The 18,963-nt window shown below is 52.7% G+C and carries 21 protein-coding genes; 8 read left to right on the forward strand and 13 right to left on the reverse strand.

What is annotated here, in order from left to right; translation table 11 throughout:
* Positions 1-29: 29 nt before the first annotated feature.
* Positions 30-1,586: a degradosome RNA helicase CshA gene (cshA, locus tag PBA01S_RS08245; RefSeq protein WP_016312743.1), complete on the reverse strand. Its 1,557-nt coding sequence runs from the start codon at positions 1,584-1,586 to the stop codon at positions 30-32.
* A 288-nt stretch (positions 1,587-1,874) separates the two neighbouring features.
* Between cshA and PBA01S_RS08250 the strand changes: the two genes are divergently transcribed.
* The 4 genes from PBA01S_RS08250 to PBA01S_RS08265 all read left to right on the forward strand — a co-directional run bounded on the left by PBA01S_RS08250 (position 1,875) and on the right by PBA01S_RS08265 (position 5,923).
* Positions 1,875-2,702 (forward strand): YitT family protein, encoded by an 828-nt coding sequence (locus PBA01S_RS08250; protein ID WP_028538738.1) that lies wholly within the window; start codon positions 1,875-1,877, stop codon positions 2,700-2,702.
* Between the two features lie 171 nt (positions 2,703-2,873).
* Positions 2,874-3,074 (forward strand): hypothetical protein, encoded by a 201-nt coding sequence (locus tag PBA01S_RS08255; RefSeq protein WP_009222784.1) that lies wholly within the window; start codon positions 2,874-2,876, stop codon positions 3,072-3,074.
* Between the two features lie 183 nt (positions 3,075-3,257).
* A complete protein-coding gene (locus tag PBA01S_RS08260; protein ID WP_028538740.1) occupies positions 3,258-4,451 on the forward strand; it encodes a putative glycoside hydrolase in 1,194 nt (397 codons plus the stop codon).
* Between the two features lie 98 nt (positions 4,452-4,549).
* Complete coding sequence (locus PBA01S_RS08265; RefSeq protein WP_028538741.1) at positions 4,550-5,923, forward strand: MATE family efflux transporter; 1,374 nt, start codon at positions 4,550-4,552, stop codon at positions 5,921-5,923.
* Between the two features lie 40 nt (positions 5,924-5,963).
* Here PBA01S_RS08265 and PBA01S_RS08270 read toward each other — a convergent pair whose 3' ends face one another.
* The 8 genes from PBA01S_RS08270 to PBA01S_RS08305 all read right to left on the reverse strand — a co-directional run bounded on the left by PBA01S_RS08270 (position 5,964) and on the right by PBA01S_RS08305 (position 13,213).
* On the reverse strand, positions 5,964-6,176 hold the full coding sequence (locus PBA01S_RS08270; RefSeq protein WP_085169850.1) for a DUF3906 family protein: 213 nt from the start codon (positions 6,174-6,176) through the stop codon (positions 5,964-5,966).
* 135 nt (positions 6,177-6,311) lie between these two features.
* The gene (locus PBA01S_RS08275) at positions 6,312-7,331 is read right to left on the reverse strand and encodes an ABC transporter substrate-binding protein (RefSeq protein WP_127575761.1); all 1,020 of its coding nucleotides are present in this window, start codon (positions 7,329-7,331) and stop codon (positions 6,312-6,314) included.
* 32 nt (positions 7,332-7,363) lie between these two features.
* Positions 7,364-8,710 carry an LLM class flavin-dependent oxidoreductase gene (locus tag PBA01S_RS08280; RefSeq protein WP_127575762.1) on the reverse strand — a complete coding sequence of 449 codons (1,347 nt, stop codon included), beginning with the start codon at positions 8,708-8,710 and terminating at the stop codon, positions 7,364-7,366.
* Between the two features lie 93 nt (positions 8,711-8,803).
* Positions 8,804-9,628: an ABC transporter permease gene (locus PBA01S_RS08285; RefSeq protein WP_051416905.1), complete on the reverse strand. Its 825-nt coding sequence runs from the start codon at positions 9,626-9,628 to the stop codon at positions 8,804-8,806.
* Positions 9,629-9,650: 22 nt separating this feature from the next.
* Positions 9,651-10,460, reverse strand: coding sequence for an ABC transporter ATP-binding protein (locus PBA01S_RS08290; protein WP_127575763.1), 810 nt, complete (start codon positions 10,458-10,460; stop codon positions 9,651-9,653).
* Positions 10,461-10,703: 243 nt separating this feature from the next.
* Entirely contained in the window at positions 10,704-11,675 is a 972-nt protein-coding gene (gene pfkA / locus PBA01S_RS08295) for a 6-phosphofructokinase (protein ID WP_085278779.1), read from the reverse strand.
* A gap of 50 nt (positions 11,676-11,725) precedes the next feature.
* Entirely contained in the window at positions 11,726-12,805 is a 1,080-nt protein-coding gene (locus PBA01S_RS08300; RefSeq protein ID WP_085278780.1) for a tetraprenyl-beta-curcumene synthase family protein, read from the reverse strand.
* Between the two features lie 90 nt (positions 12,806-12,895).
* A complete protein-coding gene (locus PBA01S_RS08305; RefSeq protein ID WP_127575764.1) occupies positions 12,896-13,213 on the reverse strand; it encodes a hypothetical protein in 318 nt (105 codons plus the stop codon).
* 147 nt (positions 13,214-13,360) lie between these two features.
* Between PBA01S_RS08305 and PBA01S_RS08310 the strand changes: the two genes are divergently transcribed.
* Both PBA01S_RS08310 and PBA01S_RS08315 read left to right on the forward strand, forming a co-directional pair.
* Positions 13,361-14,554, forward strand: a complete 1,194-nt coding sequence (locus PBA01S_RS08310) for an MFS transporter (RefSeq protein WP_127575765.1) — start codon at positions 13,361-13,363, stop codon at positions 14,552-14,554.
* A 133-nt stretch (positions 14,555-14,687) separates the two neighbouring features.
* Entirely contained in the window at positions 14,688-15,335 is a 648-nt protein-coding gene (locus tag PBA01S_RS08315) for a nitroreductase family protein (protein WP_016312756.1), read from the forward strand.
* Between the two features lie 58 nt (positions 15,336-15,393).
* Here the strand turns inward: PBA01S_RS08315 and PBA01S_RS08320 are convergent, their stop codons facing one another.
* From PBA01S_RS08320 to PBA01S_RS08335, 4 genes are all read right to left on the reverse strand, one after another.
* Positions 15,394-16,281, reverse strand: a complete 888-nt coding sequence (locus PBA01S_RS08320; protein ID WP_085278782.1) for a prenyltransferase/squalene oxidase repeat-containing protein — start codon at positions 16,279-16,281, stop codon at positions 15,394-15,396.
* On the reverse strand, positions 16,282-16,728 hold the full coding sequence (locus PBA01S_RS08325) for a VOC family protein (RefSeq protein WP_028538750.1): 447 nt from the start codon (positions 16,726-16,728) through the stop codon (positions 16,282-16,284).
* A gap of 63 nt (positions 16,729-16,791) precedes the next feature.
* Complete coding sequence (locus PBA01S_RS08330; RefSeq protein ID WP_127575766.1) at positions 16,792-17,742, reverse strand: helix-turn-helix transcriptional regulator; 951 nt, start codon at positions 17,740-17,742, stop codon at positions 16,792-16,794.
* Positions 17,743-17,932: 190 nt separating this feature from the next.
* Positions 17,933-18,130 (reverse strand): cold shock domain-containing protein, encoded by a 198-nt coding sequence (locus tag PBA01S_RS08335; protein WP_009222768.1) that lies wholly within the window; start codon positions 18,128-18,130, stop codon positions 17,933-17,935.
* A gap of 239 nt (positions 18,131-18,369) precedes the next feature.
* Here PBA01S_RS08335 and PBA01S_RS08340 point away from each other — a divergent pair, with 239 nt between their 5' ends.
* Both PBA01S_RS08340 and PBA01S_RS22735 read left to right on the forward strand, forming a co-directional pair.
* Positions 18,370-18,603, forward strand: a complete 234-nt coding sequence (locus PBA01S_RS08340; RefSeq protein ID WP_009222767.1) for a hypothetical protein — start codon at positions 18,370-18,372, stop codon at positions 18,601-18,603.
* 37 nt (positions 18,604-18,640) lie between these two features.
* Positions 18,641-18,814, forward strand: coding sequence for a hypothetical protein (locus tag PBA01S_RS22735; protein WP_016312761.1), 174 nt, complete (start codon positions 18,641-18,643; stop codon positions 18,812-18,814).
* Positions 18,815-18,963: the final 149 nt, after the last annotated feature.

Here is an 18,963-nt window from a genome sequence, read left to right on the forward strand (position 1 = left end):
TTATGATATGGGATAAGCTTCTCGTTCGATTAATTATCGAAAGAGGAGTTACCGTCATATTTCGAAGGTCTGCGGTCCCCGGCGCTCGAACCAGTCCGCGGCTTGCGATCAGAGGAACGATAGTCACGGCCGTCGCGATTGTAACCGCCTTTGCCGTAACCTCCGCGACCGCCTTGCGAATCACGACGGTATCCCCCGCCGCGATTACCGTAACCCGAAGGCTTGCGTCCGCTGGAACGAATGTCCGGATTGCGGCGTTTCACACGGATCGGTTCTTCTGGTGTCAGCTCGATGTTGACTTTTTCGTTCTTGTCGCCCGTAATCAGCTTAAACGCAGCCGCCAACAGGTTCACCGAATCGTATTGCTCCAGGAGCTGGATTGCGATGCCCTTGTTCTCGTTCAGTTCACCGTTCTCCACGAGCTCGATCAAGCGTTCTGCAATAATCCGTTGCTTGCCTTCGATCGCTTCAGCAATACTTGGCAGCGGCTTACGAGCAATTTTATGACGGGTAATCCGTTCGATAAAGCGAAGGTGATCCATTTCGCGCGGCGTCACGAAGGACCATGCGACCCCTTCTTTCCCGGCGCGGCCGGTACGGCCGATCCGGTGAACGTAACTTTCCGGATCCTGCGGCAGGTCAAAGTTCACGACATGGGTTACCCCGGAAACGTCCAAACCGCGGGCTGCCACGTCAGTTGCCACGAGAACGTCGATGCTGCCATCACGGAATTTACGCATGACGTTGTCACGTTGATTCTGCGACAGGTCCCCGTGAAGGCCGTCGGCGGAATAGCCTTGCTTCTGCAGCGCTTCGGACAATTCATCCACGCGGCGCTTCGTCCGACCGAATACGATCGCCAGCTCCGGCGACTCCATGTCCAGCAACCGGGTCAAAGCATCGAATTTCTGACGTTCATGCACCTCAATGTAGGCTTGATCGATGAGCGGCGCGCTGACCTGTTTCGGAATTACGGACACATGCTCCGGATCTTTCAGGAACTGCTGAGCCAGCTTCTGGATATTTGCCGGCATGGTTGCGGAGAATAGCATCGTTTGGCGATCTTCTGGAACCAGCTTCAGGATCGATTGAATATCGTCCATAAAGCCCATGTCGAGCATTTCGTCGGCTTCGTCCAGAACGACGGTTTTAACATCGTCAAGTTTGATCGTTTTCCGGTTAATGTGGTCAAGCAAACGGCCCGGCGTACCGATAATAATTTGGGGCTTTTTCTTTAATGCGCGAATTTGGCGTACGATGTCTTGTCCGCCGTAGATGGGAAGAGAGCGGGTGCCTTTAAAGCGGGACAGCTTGCCGATTTCTTCAGCGACCTGAATGGCCAGCTCCCGAGTTGGGGTCATAACCAGCGCAACAATACGGTCTTCTTCCTTCGGAATCTTGTTGATGAGCGGCAGACCGAAAGCCGCGGTTTTCCCTGTCCCCGTCTGTGCTTGTCCGATCAAATCACGACCGGTCAATGCGATCGGGATCGATTTTGCCTGGATCGGGGTTGCTTCTTCAAATCCAAGTTCCGTAATAGCTTGCAATACTTTAGGCTCTAGGCCGAAATCTGCGAATGTGTTCAATGTATCATACTCCTTCTATATAGTGGACATTCCACCAGCTTAACGGTATTCTTAAGTAGCGTTTAGTCCTGCTTTGCCCACGCTCAAAACCTGACCTTGGGGGACCTTCAAACGTTTATAGGCTGTCCAATCCGCCTGTAAATTTTACATAGAACTAGCTTGGTACTAGCTTGAAAAATGGAAAAGAGTACCTACTCAAGAATATCTCAAACATTATAGCACAAAACATAAATGGAATACCAGCAAGCAGGTTGGGATACTTCCTTTATTTTCGTGAGGTGAACGATAGTGTTTAAAGAAATTAGAAATGCGACTGTTATTGTACTCGGGGCGGCTTTGATCGCTGCGGGTTTTAACCTGTTCCTCGTGCCCCTTCATTTGCTTAGCGGCGGCGTGTCTGGGCTAGCGATGCTGACCGCCTACTTCACTCCCCTCGATATTAGCACGATGTATCTGGCTTATAACGTACCGCTCCTGATCGCCGGGTTGTTTCTGCTGGGGAAACGATTTATCGGACTGAGCATCCTGTCGGTTGCCGCTACAACCTGGTTCATTACCTTGATTCCGACACCGGACAAGCTGCTGTCATCGGATACCCTGCTCTCTGCAGTCTTCGGCGGTGTGCTCGTCGGCATCGGTTGCGGGATCTCGTTCCGCGTCGGCGGCTCGTCTGGCGGCTTCGATATCGTAGGTTCGATCGTGACCCGCTTCCGCGATTTCCCCGTCGGCAATGTGATCGTCGGACTAAACGGCATCGTCATCCTTGCGATGGGGTATCTCGAAGGCAACTGGGATCTTGCTCTGGCATCCATGGTCTCGATCTATATTACCGGCAAAGTCGTTGACCTGATTCATATCAGTCATATCAAAGTCACGTTGTTTATTATCACTGACAAAACGGAAGCACTGCTGGAACGACTGCTGACACTGCCGCGCGGGGTTACGTTGATGAAAACTCAGGGCGCTTTTTCCCACAAAGAAAAAGATATGCTGATGACCGTCACGACCCGCTATGAACTGGCTGAACTGCGGGAAATCATCAAGCAAACCGATCCCACCGCTTTCGTGAATATCGTGGAAACGGTTGGGGTGATGGGCGCGTTTCGGCGTCGTTAAGCGTTTTCTTGAAAGAAGCGGCCGTTTTCAAACGGCTGCTTCTTTGTTATAATAATCACAGCGGTTCCTTCACAATTTTAAAGGGTTCAGCTTTACCCCGTATTTCACAGGCTTTTTGCTTTTCCGATTTAGGATTGATTCCGCGGCGAATGATTCTGAAAGGAAAGGGTGATGGATGTGGAAATGGAAACGGTAAGACTGGAACAAATCGTAAAGAAGTGGTTTCCGGATATGCTGCCTTTTCTGAATCAAAAGGAACTGAACTCTACGATTCTCCTCCGAGATGGCTTAACCATCTTGGAACCGCAGGATGCACTGGAGATTATTCAATTCAGCATCTGCGAACATCAAAACCCGGCGTTGCTTCATTAAAATATGTAACGCTTCCATGCAGGATGAGGTCGTTTCTTCTGCTTATGCAGGGGAAACGACTTTTTGCGCTTTTCTCGTCTATGAAACTCTGAAACTTTTTACCAATTATGACATTCCTGTTCCCTCTAGGGGCCCCTCTTCCGATATAATTAACAGCGAGTGCATACAAGGGAGAGATATCATGTGAACATCATCTGGACATTACTACTTCTGGCCTTGGGAACAGGCAGCGGAGCAGCGCCTCAAGAGCAGGCTGCGGGGAACGAAGCCGTGCAGGCGAACACGATGTGGACATCGGTCGCGCACACTTTTAAGGTTAATCTAGCAGAAGGTCGCCTGGACAATCCTATCAAACCATCGGATTTGAAGGTAGACCCGCAGGTAGATGCTCCGAAAGTGAAGGGGATTTACGTTACAGCTTACAGTGCCGGGGGATCCCGCATGGATCAGCTTGTTGATCTCGTCGATCAGACCGAGCTGAATGCGATGGTCATCGACATTAAGGACGATTTAGGGTATATCACATACAAGACGGATAATTCCGATCTCATCAAATGGGGGAAACCGCAGCCGTTCATCCGCGACATCGATGCGTTAATGGCCCGTTTGCAGAAGCATGATATTTATCCAATCGCCCGGATCGTCGTGTTTAAGGATACGATTTTAGCCAAGAAGCATCCGGAGCTTTCCTTCCGCCATAAGGACGGATCGGTATGGAGCAACGGCAAGGGCGACAGCTTCGTAAATCCTTATAACAAAGAGGTCTGGGATTATAATATTGAGATTGCGAAGGAAGCAGCAAAATTAGGCTTTAAGGAAATTCAATTCGACTACGTGCGTTTCCCGGAAGGCTTCGAGAAGCGAGCAGACAGTCTAATCTATACCAAAAATGAGATGAGCCGCGTTGATGCCGTCTCCTCATTCGTTAAATACGCCAAGGAGCAGCTGGAACCGTTGGGGGTTCGGGTGTCCGTTGATATTTTCGGGTACGCCGCATCTGTGCCTGCGGCCGAAGGCATCGGCCAGGATTTTGTGAAGATCTCCGACAACGTGGACGTCATTTCTCCGATGATTTATCCAAGCCATTATACAACCGGATGGTTTAATGCCAAAGACCCTGACAAAGCTCCTTACCAGACCATTAAGGGTGCGGTGCAGGATACTCAGACCAAGCTCGCGGAACTTGGCGAGAAGCAGCCGATCATTCGTCCGTGGATTCAAGACTTTACGGCCAGCTGGCTGGGAAGCGGTCATTATATCAAATACGGCAAGCATGAAGTGGAAGAACAAATTCGGGCGCTGAAGGAAATGAAGGTGGATGAGTTCCTGCTCTGGAACGCCTCCAACCGTTATACTTCCGGCGTCGATTATGAATAATAAAGCTGCACCGCCGTCGAACCCGGGCCTGTTGCCCGGGTTCGGGTTTGGTTGGGCTTGTACTCAAGTAACTACTATGATCGGAGTTAAGTGGTTTTATGAAACAAACGTATACCCTGAAGCAGAAATATGCTCAATTTTTACGCATTTTAGTTCCGATTCTGATCACCCAGGTCACGATGTCGTTAATGACCTTCTTCGATACGATGATGTCCGGCCATGCAAGTCCGGCAGACCTGGCGGGAACAGCGATCGGATCAAGCCTTTGGATTCCGGTGCAAACCGGTCTCAGCGGGATCCTGATGGGCATCACGCCCATCGTGTCTCAGCTCGTAGGGGCCGGAGAGAAGAATAAAGTAGGCTATCATGTTATTCAGGCAATCTGGTTATCGGTAGCCGTGAGCCTGGTTGTCCTGCTGGCCGGTGCACTGTCGGTCTCCCCTGTGCTGAATTCGATGGGCCTCGAGCCCAAGGTTCACCATGTGGCTTTCTATTTTCTCGTGGCGATTTCCACAGGAATCGTTCCATTGTTTGGTTATATCGTGCTGCGTTCGTTTATCGATGCGCTCGGGCAAACGCGCATATCGATGATGATTACGCTGATCTCGCTTCCGTTAAACGTAGGCGCCGGATACCTGCTGATTTTTGGCCGCGGCGGCTTCCCCCGTCTTGGCGGCATCGGCTCCGGAATCGCTACGGCTTTTACGTATTGGTGCATTTTCCTGATTGCCTTGTGGATCGTGCATCGGAAGGAACCGTTCGCGGCGTACGGCGTGTTCGGCAAGCTGCATCGCGTATCGCTGACCAAATGGTGGGAGCTGATGCGAATCGGCGTCCCGATCGGCTTCGCGATCTTTTTCGAGACGGCGGTCTTTGCCGCGGTGACGCTGCTGATGAGCCGGTTCGATACCGTCACGATCGCGGCTCACCAAGCGGCGAACAACTTCGCCTCAACGTTGTACATGATCCCGCTCAGCATCTGTCTGGCGCTGACGATCCTCGTCGGCTTCGAGACCGGTGCTGCCCGGCTCAAGGACGCCCGGCAATACGCGGCGCTTGGTATCGGCACCGCTGCCGCTATGGCATTGGCCACCGCTGTCCTGCTGATGCTGTTCCGTACAGGTGTCGCCCAGCTCTACTCCAGCGAACCCGAAGTTGTATCGCTAATCAAGCACTTCCTGGTATACGCGATCTTCTTCCAGATGTCCGATGCCATTGCGACGCCCACCCAAGGCGTGCTGCGCGGGTATAAGGACGTCAGTCCCGGCTTCTGGATCTCGTTGCTTGCCTACTGGATCATCGGCCTGCCACTGGGATACTTCCTGGCCAACTACACGTCGCAAGGCCCTTACGGATACTGGATTGGCCTCATTACCGGGCTGGCTGTGGCCGCTGTCTTGCTGCTATATCGCCTAATCATGATCCAACGCCGTATAGCCAGCCGCCTGATTCATCCGGCGGAATCGCCATAAGAGAAGCCCGTGACCTTCCTTCGGTCACGGGCTTCTGTCCTTAGCGCGGTTCGCTGATGGCCACGACGTACCCTGCCCCAGGCACCAGCCGCTTCTTCTCCACAATCGTCAGCTCCGTGATTGTAGGAGCGGGCAGCACTTGCCGCTGCAAATGCTCTTCCGCCGCGGCAAACGCCTCTTCCTCCCCATCGGCGGCAATGACAATCGTAAACGGACCGGCGGAAGTGTCGGCCTCCAATCGATACAGGTACATGTGTGATCCCCCTCTGATCCTTAAGCTCAACTTATTATAGCATGATAGCAGACTTACCCATATCGTGGAGGTTCATCAACAGGCAGAAAGAAGAAGCCGCCCCATCAACGGAACGGCCCCCATCATCTCTAACGGTTACTTCGCATAGGGATTAAATTCGTTGGTATACAGATCCTCCGGTTTCAATTGCCCCTCCTTCAGTTCACCCTCGTTAACCAACCAATCGATCCAGCGCTGGTATTCCTCCGGAGTAATCACTCCTCCTTCCGTAGCAATCCCTGGACTCTTCCAGTATTTCAAATTCAGGGTTGCGTCCTTGCCGTCTCTCTTCTCTACGATGCTTTCCATTCGCTTGATCACTTCTTCCCGCGGCGTGGTGCGTTCCCATTCGATCGCTTTTGCGACGCCTTCAACGAATTGCCTTACCGTGTTCGGGTTATTCTTAATGTACTCCTCGGTAAAAAAGTAATCGCCCGCCGTAAACTCCGTCTGATAAACGTCGATATCCTTGAATAATTCCACGAGACCGCCTTTTTCCAAAGCCCGGTCTCTCGCTACGCCGCTTAAGAGAACAACATCGATCTGACCGCTGCGCAAAATTTGCTCCGCATTTCCCGAAGGCACGGTAACCAGGGTTACTTGGCTGATTTCTTTATCGGTTAATCCGCCTAATCGCAAGTAATCCTTGGTCATAAATTCCAAATGCGCGCCTAACGTGTTAACACCAACCTTTTTGCCGATAAAATCTTTAGCCGTCCGGATCGGGCTTTCCTCCAGCACATAAGCGCCGATATACGTATCTTTATCGCTGCCGTACGAACCGACCACCGATTTGATCTTTACGTTCTGGGCCACCGATTTAATGATCGCCCCGTTAAACGCCGACCCAAAATCAGTCTGCCTCGTAGCCGTTAATTGAATGCTCTCCGGCCCCCCTGTCGTACTGCCGATGGACTCCAGCTTCACATCCCCCAGAAACCCAAGATCCTCGGCCAGCTCCGGAAATGACACCGCACCCGGGGATGAATTGTATTGGAGCACCTTATCTTCGCCCCCGTTTGCCCCAGCTTTGCCTCCGGCGCAACCCGCCAGCAAGGCCCCGGCAACCAGCGCCACTGCCAGCAGTGTTATGGATTGTCTCCTTGATTTATGCATTTGCTTACACCGACCTTTATGTTCGTTTGGAATTAGATCAAAGCGGATGGCGCTTCTTGGCGTGAAGGATAAGCGGGAACAGATAACCCTAAATTGCCGCGTAATGTGGTGCTCTCATATTCCGTACGGAACAAGCCCCGCCGCTGCAGCTCCGGAATGACAAGCTCGACGATATCGCGAAAGCCTTCCGGGAACGTAGGCGGCATGATGTTGAAGCCGTCCGCCCCTTCATTCAGGAACCATTCCTCCAGTTGGTCGGCGATCTGCCCCGGCGTACCTACGATTTCCCGGTGCCCCCGTGCTCCGGCAATATGCTCATACACCTCGCGGATCGTGGTTAATCCTTCACGTTCGGCCAGCGCACGGATCAGATTGGAGCGAATCTGCGGATTCGTCTTGTCCTCGGACGCTGTAAATTCCGGCAGCGGGGCATCCACATCATAGCCCGTCAGATCGGTCCCGATGAAGTTAGACAAATACTCCAAGCCAACTTCCGGCAAAATGTAGCTGTTCAGCTCCTTCCGCTTGGCAATCGCTTCTGCCTCCGTCTTCGCCACCGTGATGAACACCCCCGGCATGATTTTTAGATCATCCGGCTTACGTCCATACTTCGCCAGTCGGCCCTTCACATCCCGATAGAACGTTTGGGCTTCCTCCAGCGTCTGCCATGCGGTGAAGATGACCTCTGCGGTTTTGGCTGCCAGCTCTTTGCCTGCCTCCGACGAACCCGCTTGTACGATGACCGGGTGCCCCTGCGGCGTGGAAGGTGCGTCCAGCAGCCCCTGAACTTTAAACCACTCGCCTTCAAAATCCAACGGGTGGAGCTTCTCAACGTCCAGAATTCGGCCGCCTTCCTTGTCTAGCACAATCGCCTCCCGCTCAATGGAAAGCCAGAGCTTCTTCACAACTTCCACAAACTCATCCGCCCGTTCGTATCTGCGGGCATGCTCGAGATGCTTGGGCTTGCCGAACAGCAGCGATTCCCTCTCATTGGCAGAGGTGACGACATTCCATGCCGCGCGCCCCTTCGACAAGTGGTCGATCGCCGCGAATTTCCGTGCCACTTGATAAGGCTCATTATAGGTTGTCGTCAGCGTCGCGGTGAGGCCGATATGTTTAGTGACAGACGCAAGCGCGGCGAGAATAATCAGCGGATCCAGCTTAAGGGCCGATGCTGCCTGGTTACCAGAAGGGCGCAGGCCAAGGACGTCGGCGAAGAAGATCATATCAAACTTCCCTTGCTCAGCTAACCGTGCCAAGTCCTGCAAGTACTCGAGGTCGAACGTACGATGAGCAACAGTTCGCGGATGCCGCCAGCTCGCCACGTGATGCCCCGGCAAATTAAAGAAAGCTCCCAATTTCATTTGCTTGTTTGACATCGTTCACCACTCCTAGTTTTCCAATTTGTTTAGTCATATTTTGACTATAAGAAAAACGTCGATTGACGTTATTCCCAACCTTAATCTCGTCAATTAGCCGTTCGTCTGCGTATTCCATTTCGATAATTTGCGTTCTAAACTTACTAAACCGTAGTTAATGATCAGCCCCAGCAAGGAGATGGCAAGAATCCCCGCATACATCTTCGGAATTTCGAAGTTGTACTGCGAATACGTGATCAAATACCCGAGCCCTTCCTTCGCCCCGACCATCTCAGCGGCAATCAATACGAGAATCGCCCCTGTCCCAGCCATGCGGATTCCGGTAAAAATCGTTGGCACGGAGGCCGGCAAAATCACCTTCAAGAACAGCTTGGAAGAGGATAACTTCATCGACTTGGCGGACTTGATGAGCAAGGGGTCGACGTTGCCAACGGCCGCGATCGTATTCAGAAGGATCGGCCAGGCGCAAGCAAAGAGGACAATCGCAATTTTGGAGGTCTCCCCAATACCAAGCAGCAGCATAAACACCGGAAGCAAGGCCAGCGCTGCGGTATTCCGGAACAGTTCAAGGATCGGATTTAGCAGCTCCCGCGCTGTAGGGTACCAGCCAATGATGAGTCCTAACGGAATGGCCACAATCAAGGCCAACAGAAATCCGGTCAGCGATCGGACAATACTTGCCGAAAAGTGTTGGAGCAATTCACCCGAAGTGATCAAGTGAACCAGGGACCTCACCACCTCAGTGAACGGCGGCAAAAATGCCGGATCGACCAGCCCCAATCGGGGAGCGGCTTCCCATAGCAGAAACAAGCCAATCAGAACAATCGATTGCCGTACCAATTTGCGCAGACCTGCAACCAGAGCTACTTTTAAATTCCTTGCCGGCAGGCTTGCTGGGACGGACTTTGCGGTTTCCATTCGTATCCACTCCTTTTTTCGTTTAGATATAAGCTCCTTGATACACCGGCTCGTGAAGCAGATTCCAGACTTCATGACGGATCTTGACGAAATCGGGATGGGAGCGAACATCCGCATCGTCGAGTCTCGACTTGAGCGGGACATCGACGATATGCCTAACCGTACCTGGGCCTGGTGTGAGAACGACAACCCGTTCCCCCAGATAAACAGCCTCATCAATCCCATGGGTGATAAAAATAATCGTCTTTTTCGTTTGCCCCCAAATCCTTAACAGTTCCCCCTGCAAAGATTCCCGCGTCTGGGCATCCAATGCCGCAAACGGTTCATCCATCAGCAGCACATCCGGGTTAAACGCAAGGCTGCGAGCGATCGCGACGCGTTGCTTCATCCCGCCGGACAGCTCATGCGGATATCGGTCGCCGAAGGATGCCAGGCCGACAAGGGAGAGAAAATGATCCGCTCGTTCCTTCCTTTCCTGCTTGGGCACCCCTTTGGCCTCCAAACCAAACTCGATGTTGCCCCGGGCCGTCTTCCAAGGAAACAAGGCGTATTGCTGAAATACGATGCCGCGATCTAAGCCGGGACCGGTAATTTCCTCGCCATCCATCAGAATTCTCCCGCGGGTCGGAGCGGACAAGCCGCTGATCATGTCCAGCAGCGTTGATTTGCCGCAGCCGCTTGGCCCAACCAGCGTTAGAAATTCTCCTTCCCTGACGGTAAAGTTCAGATCCTTGACCGCCGTAAATTGTTGAGCTGCCCCGCTTTTTTTAGGGTCACGGACGGTGAACGTTTTCGTCACATTCTCGAACTTGATTTTTGCGTGTACTGACATCCCATCAACCTCCCCATTGTTTCATTGGAACAAAAAAGGCCCAGTAGACAAGACGCAAGCGTCTCTGTCTGCTGAGCCTCCGGTGACCCGGTCAGCGATATTTTAAATTCCAACTATTTCGATGTGATTATATTAACATCTTGGATTTCTTTGTCAACCCCTCTATGGATTTGAATTTATAAAAAAAGGAGCCAGGTCATAAACCCGACTCCCTTAGTTAATAAGGCCTAGCTCTAAATATTATTACTGCGACAACCGCGATGCCAGCTCGTACAGCTCCATGTTAAACGGCTTCTTCGTGCTGACGACCTTCTCGATGTCGGTCAATACCATTTCTCCGCCGATCATGCCGCAGGCTTTGTTCGATTCGCCCGCAATGAGGCTGCGAACGGCAAAGTCGCCGAGACGGCTGGCCAAGTTACGGTCAAACGGGGTAGGCGATCCGCCGCGTTGAATGTGACCCAGCACCGTTGCACGTGGTTCAACGGAGGGTTGACGTTGCTTGATCGCTTGTACTACGTCCTCGCCGCTGCCAACGCCTTCGGCTACGATCACGATGCTGTGGCGTTTCCCTTTTTCAAAGTTCTGCTTCATGCGGTCTGCAACTTCGTTCAGGTCAAACGGTACTTCCGGTACAAGGATCGTCTCTGCACCTGCAGCCAAACCAGCATGCAGCGCGATATCGCCGCAATGACGGCCCATCACTTCAACAACAGAAGCCCGTTCGTGAGAGGACATCGTGTCCCGCAGCTTGTTGACCGCATCCACAACGATGCTAACTGCGGTATCAAAACCGATGGTGTAATCCGTAAAGGAGATGTCATTGTCGATCGTCCCCGGCAAGCCCATTGTCTTAATGCCCAGCTTGCTCAGCTTCTCTGCCCCTTGATAGGAGCCGTCGCCGCCGATGACCACAAGGCCGTCGATGCCGTGCTCACGCAAAATATCCGCGCCTTTCTGTTGGCCTTCCGGCGTCTTGAACTCCAGGCAGCGTGCGGATTGAAGAATCGTACCCCCGCGCTGAATGATATCGCCAACACTGCGAATGTCCATTTGGAAAATGTCATTATTCAGCAAGCCTTGATAGCCGCGTTGAATCCCGTAAACTTCCAGACCGTAGTACAACCCGCTGCGGACAACGGCGCGTACAGCTGCGTTCATCCCCTGGGAGTCTCCTCCGCTGGTAAGCACTGCGATTTTTTTAACTGCTGACATGATAATTCCTCCTAATTCAGTTGTAAGTAAGTTAACAAATGCACGAAATCTTAAAGATGCTTGCGAATCCACAGGCTGTTAGCGAAAAAGAACAACCGCATCAACGGGCTCCGGCGCATCAACCGTTTGGATACCTCGCGGATTTCGTCCTGCTGACTGACCTTCGGATCCGATAAATACAAGGCCAGCAGGCCTTCAATGATCATTTTATGAAACGAGGAAGCCGGCAGCTTCCGGATATCCTGCCGCGCTCCCTCGACGATCAACGTGATTCGGCTCAACATCGTTTCCTTGCTATCGTAGTAACTGCAAAAGTTCAAATCCCCGCCAAGCTCATCCTCCGCTTGGTCAATCAAGTAGTCCAGCAGGATATGCAGTCCGCACACATGCGGAAAATAAGCCGAGTGGATCGTTTTGGCGCTTCGTTCATCCAGCCCTTTGTGACTGGACGCCAGGAACAACATAAACACCCCAAGGGTGGAGCCTGTTGCTGCCGCGAATTCATTCCATCGCAAATGCGGAGCACGGTGCTCATGTTCGGCCCACCAGCTGAGCAGCTTCGCCTCGCGTTCCTTCGGGTCAATGTGCTTGTACACCTGCAAATCGGTATAAAGTCCTACAAGATCGACGATGTACGGCATGGCTGCCGGGTAACCCTGCAATTCAGCAATTTGGGTCTGACAAGTCTTCACCAGTCGGTGCAAATAACCGCCATCGTTCTGCTCTTCGCGAAGGGCATAGTAATTTCGCAGCTGTGCCTCCGGGTTCACCGCGTCGAGCATGCTCTGGTGCAACAGCCGGAAATCCTCAGGATCCTTGGAGGTGCTTCGGTCACATAAATTGTCCAAATAATCACTGATCGTTTGAAACGCAACGATAAGCGGAATCAAGACGTGACGCATCGGCAAATTGGCAGCCGCATATACGGCACCGCCCTGGCAATGGAACTTCTTCGTCGCGATGCTGGCCAAAGCTTGTCGCCTTAGCTCAGGATCGGGAATCGCATCGGCATCCTTCCGCCAACGCTCCAACTCCTCATGGACATCCGGCAAAATAAATTTATAAACCCGACTCATCAGCCGGATCGGCTCCTTCGGGAATTGGTTTCGGCTTTGCTCAAGTTCAATCAATGGCTTGCCTCCACTGCGTTGTTAATACGGCCTGTCTGAAAACCAATCTATATTATAATATGATCCAACTTTTAGCACAAATAAACAAAATCACATATGTCTTTTGACCGAGGGCTCTTCCTGGACCGTCCGGTACCAAATCAGCAAATCGTTGATCTGGCTGGCCAGCTCGGCAATCTCTCCGTTCAGACGGCAGCTGCGCTCAAAGTCGGTCTCTTCGCTCATTTCGTTCAGCTTGTGCTCAATGGTTTGCTCCAGCAGCATCACCTTCGTAGGAATTCTTCCGCGGACTTCCTCCCAATAGGCGATCATCGCCAGCCGTTCATCCAGCTCATATTCGTCAAAAGGGCGCTCCAGCATCGGCACATGGATATCCAGCCGCTCATCGTATACAAATCCTTCGATCATGGCGCCTCGCCTCCTTCTTAAGATTAGTATAAAGGATTTTCGTCAACAAAACGGAAATTTTATTGCCGCCGAATCTCTAGATTTCTGGTATACTGCTAGCGTAACGCAAAAAAAGATGTGACTGCAGAAACGGAGTACGTAAACCCCATGAATCGGAAAATGACGGCCCGCACAGATATCGCATGGCTGCGCGCCTTTACCTTTACCATATACGGAACAAGTGTCCTTGTTTCCTCTTACTTCCCGCTGTTCTACGCCCAGTTGGGATTTTCGACCAGTCAGATCGGCTTGCTGTACGCGCTGGGTCCGATGATCTCCGTCGTCTCTAATTTGCTGTGGAGTCTGGCCAGCGACCGTTACCAAACGATTAAGAAAGTTCTGCTCATCCTATTGATCGGGCAAATTGCGCTGACCTTTCTTTTATCGGCATCGACCTCATTTTCGATCATCATGGCGGTTATTACGTTGTTTTACTTTTTCTTCTATCCGGTCTTTCCGTTGTCGGATACGATCTCGATTACAACCGCCAAGCAGCATGGCATCCATTTCATCTCCATCCGTCTGTTTGGATCCTTCGGATATGCTTTCTTTGCTTTGCTTATCGGCTACGTACTTGCCCGAATCGGCTCCTCCAATACGATGTGGGTGTCGATTGCCATCGCCGGCCTTGCGCTAGGATTCATCCTGTTCGTCAAGGACCAGCCAACCACTGTGGCGAAGATGGACCTATCAGGCATTTGGGGGATTTTGCGGCAGAAAGAGCTGCTCTGGTTCTTTGGCTGCGTCTTCTGCCTGGCGATTGGCATGCGAATGAACGAAGCGTTTATTTCGATCAGCCTGAAGGAGCTGGGAGCGGGCGAGAATCTCATCGGTTGGGCAATGCTCGCCTCATCGCTGTCGGAAATCCCCATATTTATCTACCTCAGCTTCCATGGGGAAAAATATAAAGAACTGCCGCTCCTGCTGATCGCCAGCCTGATGTTCGCCGTCCGGTTCCTGCTGATGGGGTTGACCGGGTCGCCTTACGGTATCCTGGCGATCCAGGCGATGCACGGCATGACGTTTGGTATTTTCTATGTCACAGCCATCCGCATGCTCACCCGGCTGATCCCCGACGAATTCCGGGCCACGGGCATGGCCTTGTACACCATCGTCTGGTCAAGCCTCGCCGGACTACTCAGCGGAACCTTCGGCGGCGTGATGTTTGAACAGCTCGGGCGCCAACCGTTCTATCTGACGGCGATGGGCGCGGCACTGGTCGCCTGCATTGGGTTTGCCAGCCGTTATTTTCAGAAGGGACCGGGAGAGAGCACTCCCTCAAAATTCGAGCATAAAGCCTAAAAAATCAAGGCGAAGTGCCATCACGGCGCTTCGCCTCTTGTTTGTCTCTGTTCAAAGGACAAGTCTTCCTATATAATAGTTATTATCAGATGATAGTACCTGGTGTTAAATTTGATAAAGCAGGTGAAAACGCATGGATTTCGCTTTGTTTCGGGATATCCTTCAAACCCGCCGCAGTATCCGGGAATTTACTCAAGAGCCTGTCAGCATTTCCGATATCGAGGATCTTATCGACTGCGCTCGCTATGCGCCCAGCGACACGAATTCGCAAACCTGGGAATTCATCGTCGTGATGAACGCAGATAAAATCAAGCAGATTGAGGATTTTACCTGGGCCAGCCTGCATGAAATCGCAGCACGTGCCACCGAACAGGGGAAGGATCGGGAAGCCAAGCTGCTTGTAAAATCGTTTGGTCCTTATGCTACCGCTTTTTCCGGCGCTCCAGCGTTAATCGTAGTTCTGTCTACGCCGTACACATCGAAGTTCCGTGAACGAATTTTTGACCCGATCTCCTTCGTCACGCCTGAAATTTGGGAAGAAGAAGGACTGAAGAGCAGCTGTCTGGCCGCACAAAACCTGATGCTGGCCGCACATGCCAAAGGCCTGGCCACTTGTCCGATGACCGGACCAGTGCTGCTCGCCGAAGATAAATTGCGCGAATTCCTCGACATTCCTGCCGATCGCGGAGTGAATATGGTCATCGCGCTGGGTCATCCGGCGATCTCACCCAAGCCGGTGCCGCGGAAGGACGTATCCGAGATTTTGCGGATCGTAGAGTAAAGAACATGAAGAGGCTCTTTCCAGCAACCTGTTGGAAAGAGCCTCTTTCTGATCTGGCTTAGGACAACCGGCCGTAAGCCTTCAACGTTTTCAAAATCTCGACAGTAAGCCAACCGCGCCATTCCTGCTCGCCCGCCGGGCTGACCGCCGGGAACGTCAGCGCCCATCCACCATCCTCCTGCTGGGTGCTGATCAACCAATCGAGGTGCTTCATGGTGTCTTCCTCCGAGATGAGCTTCGCTGCATAACTTTCCGGCGTTGGTGCGTAGTCCAGCACTTTGTGGACGTACCCTTCAGCAAGCGGATCCATCTCGATTCCGTTTGGCCCCGTCAGCCAGGCATCCAACCGAGATCGGGCTTTCGCCGCCCGCTCCTGATCCGGTACGTGCTGCAGGAAGGAAATCCACTGGACAGCGTCATGATAATCCCCGGGAAGGCCTTGCTCTATACATTCCCAGAGAAAGGCGATATTTTTTTGGAACCAATCTTCATGAAAAAAGTCAGTGCGTTCCTGTTGCCCCAGCAACATGCCGATGATGCTTCCCGTCGGGTTGATCGAGGGAACCCCGTCCTGCTCGGTCGTCCACCACGGTGCATGCGGATATCGGTTCACTTCCGTAGTTGCCCGCGGCAAGCCGCCGCCCGGCAGTGTCATAATGCGCAAGTAACGAAGCACACCGTCCATCAACTCCGCCCCAAATCCGCTCACCTCGCGAATCACCAACAACGCCGTTTCCGTGGCCACCGGCTGACTATGCGGACCGCGCATATCCGGCTCCAGCGCATGGCCAAAGCCGCCATCTGCGTTCTGGTACGGGCGAAGTGCACGAAGCACCTCCTCCGCGCTACCTCCTTCAAAGTGGTAAGCAAACCGCTTGCGATCGAGCAGCCGGGCATGCGAATAAATAAACGAACCTGCGCGTTCCAACACATTCCGTTCTTTCATCTACATCCTCGTCTCCTTCATCACTTCGGATTCGAATACCCAATCGGGATTAAAAACAACCTCCCACAAATGCCCGTCGGGATCTTGAAAATATCCGGAATATCCTCCCCAGAACGTGTCGTGAGGCGGAACCACGATCTTCGCTCCTGCGGCTTTCGCTTGCTCCAACACCTCATCCACTTCTGCTTGGCTCGCCACATTGTGGCCCAGCGTAACTTCCGTTGGACTTGGAGCATGAAGCGTTAGACCAGTGTCATGGGCGATATCCGCCCGCTTCCACAACGCCAGCTTCAGTCCCGCCTGCAAATCGAAAAAGGCAACCGCTCCGTGCTCGAACTCTTGGCCTACGATCCCCTCCGTCGCCCAGCCAAGACCATCCCGATAAAAATGCACCGCTCTATCCAAATCCTCCACACCTATCGTTAATACTGACAATCTCGGTTTCATGCATTCATCCTCCTTTTTTTGTCGTAATCAACACGTCTACACGTTCAAGCCGGCGAGATCGGCTTAAATCCGGTACCGCTCAGCCAGCTCCGCTGCGCGCTGATGCAGCTCCTCGCGCATCGCCTGGGGCTCAAGGACTTCCGCATCCCGGCCAAAACCAAAGAAATAGGAAACCGCCCAATCCCATTCCGAACCCGGCAGGGTACATTCGAGCCGCCACTCGGCCTCCCCCACCTGCTGCACCTCCTGACCAAAATGCGGATCCTGCTCCGCCAGCAGCGAACCGCGATACGTCAGCTTCACGCGCAGCCGGAAATCCTCTCTCCCGGTTGTTGACGACCGGGGGGTCGCCCCTTTGGCGGCCTCTCCCCTGCCGCCACCTGCGCCCGGTGGGGGAGGGATCTCGGCCGCCTCAACGAAGCGATCGACGCGGAACGTTCGCTTCTCCCCGTGCTCCAGCGACTCGGCTTCGCAGTACCAGAAGCCGTGCGCGGCGTACACGCGCAGCGGCTTCAACGTCAGCTGCCGGCGATAATTCAGCGAGCGGTACTCCGCTCGGATCCACTTTCCGCCGGCGGCATACGCCATCAAGGCGCTGAGGAACGGCGCCTGGATGCCGCGCTCCGGCACCTCCATCTCCACGTGCCGGAGCAATGGAGTAATTTGCCCCAGCATCTGCTCGGGCAAAGCGGAGCGGATCTTGTCGGCGACGGTCCGTTTCGCCTCGCGAAAAGGGCTGTCGGCGTATTTGCCGATGCCGTCCAAAGCCAGCAGGACGGTCAGCGCCTCCCCGGCGTCCAGCTGCAGCGGCGGCAGCCGAAAGCCGTCCATCAGGCGATAACCGCCGCCCGGCCCTGGAAGCGCAACCAAAGGAATGCCGATTTCCGCCAAGGCCTGCATATCGCGAAGCACCGTCCGCTTAGACACCTCCAGCTTGTCCGCTAAGGATTGCGCGGTCTCCGGGCGCTGCTGCAAGGCCATCACAATTGCCATCATCCGGTCCATTCGGTTCATCGCGCTTGGGTTCCCCTCCCGTTAACATCACTATAGCAAACGAATGGTGACAACTGATTGTCACCAATTCAACCCGTTTATTTTCATTCTAGCTATGTATACAAAAAAACACAGCCCTATAAAGAGCTGTGTCTTTCATTATCGCGCTTAGTACCAAACTTTATAAGTGATCCGTTAAACGGAATTGATCTTATAATTTGATTACGTTAGCAGCTTGAGGACCACGGTTGCCGTCAGTGATTTCGAACTCAACGGCTTGGCCTTCTTCTAGAGTTTTGAAACCTTCACCTTGAATAGCGGAGAAGTGTACGAATACGTCTTCGCCACCTTCAACTTGGATGAAGCCATAGCCTTTTTCTGCGTTAAACCATTTAACTGTACCTTTCAAATGAACAACCTCCTAAAAATAATCGCCATCATTGACGAATACCCATATTATACTCTATGCCCACCGACAATGCAACGTGTCTGTTTGCCCACAACTTTTCGCACGAAAAACGCCGCCAGAATCGTATGGTTTCATTTGCTTTCCTCGGGGGCGTGAGTTATCATTTTACATAAAATATTCCCACTATACTGCGGGTTTCATACCTGCGGAGCAAAGCCAAAGATTGGAGAACGTCAGAGATGATCAAAAAACACGAAATATACAAAAAAGACAAATGGAATATGATGACGGTAGAAGTTCAGGGCAGATACATCGTTCTCCGTGAAATTTCCGACCAATGGGGCGAGGAATCGCATACCTTCCTCAGTCGCCCAGCCATGATGGATTGGGTGAAACGCCGGTTCCCGAAAGAGGAATATGCCGGCAACGAGGCGGAATGGAATGAAATTATGAACGCGTTTAAACAGGTGTAGCCCGCCATTCAATCTCGTACGAAACGGAGCATGGATTATGATGGACACTTCCAATCTCTTGATCTTCATTATTTGCGCTTTTGCGCTGGGCATCGTGGTCATCCTGAACAAGGATCGGCTGGAGCCGCGTCTTAGGCGTGGTCTTGCCCTAGCCTCCGTCGTGCTGATTGCACTGGCGTTTGGGCTGATGATTTACAGCTTCCTTGTTTGATCCCCTATATTTCCTGCAGCAGGCGGTCATACTAAGAAAATGCCCAAAGCGAAACCGACCCTAGGGTTTGGATCACGTTGGGCTCCCGACATTCTTAAGGGAGGTTTTCTTGGTATGCGATCGAAGCGCATTTCACGTGCGATTCCCCT

The sequence above is a fragment of the Paenibacillus barengoltzii NBRC 101215 genome (assembly GCF_004000745.1).
GTDB classification, from domain to species: domain Bacteria; phylum Bacillota; class Bacilli; order Paenibacillales; family Paenibacillaceae; genus Fontibacillus; species Fontibacillus barengoltzii.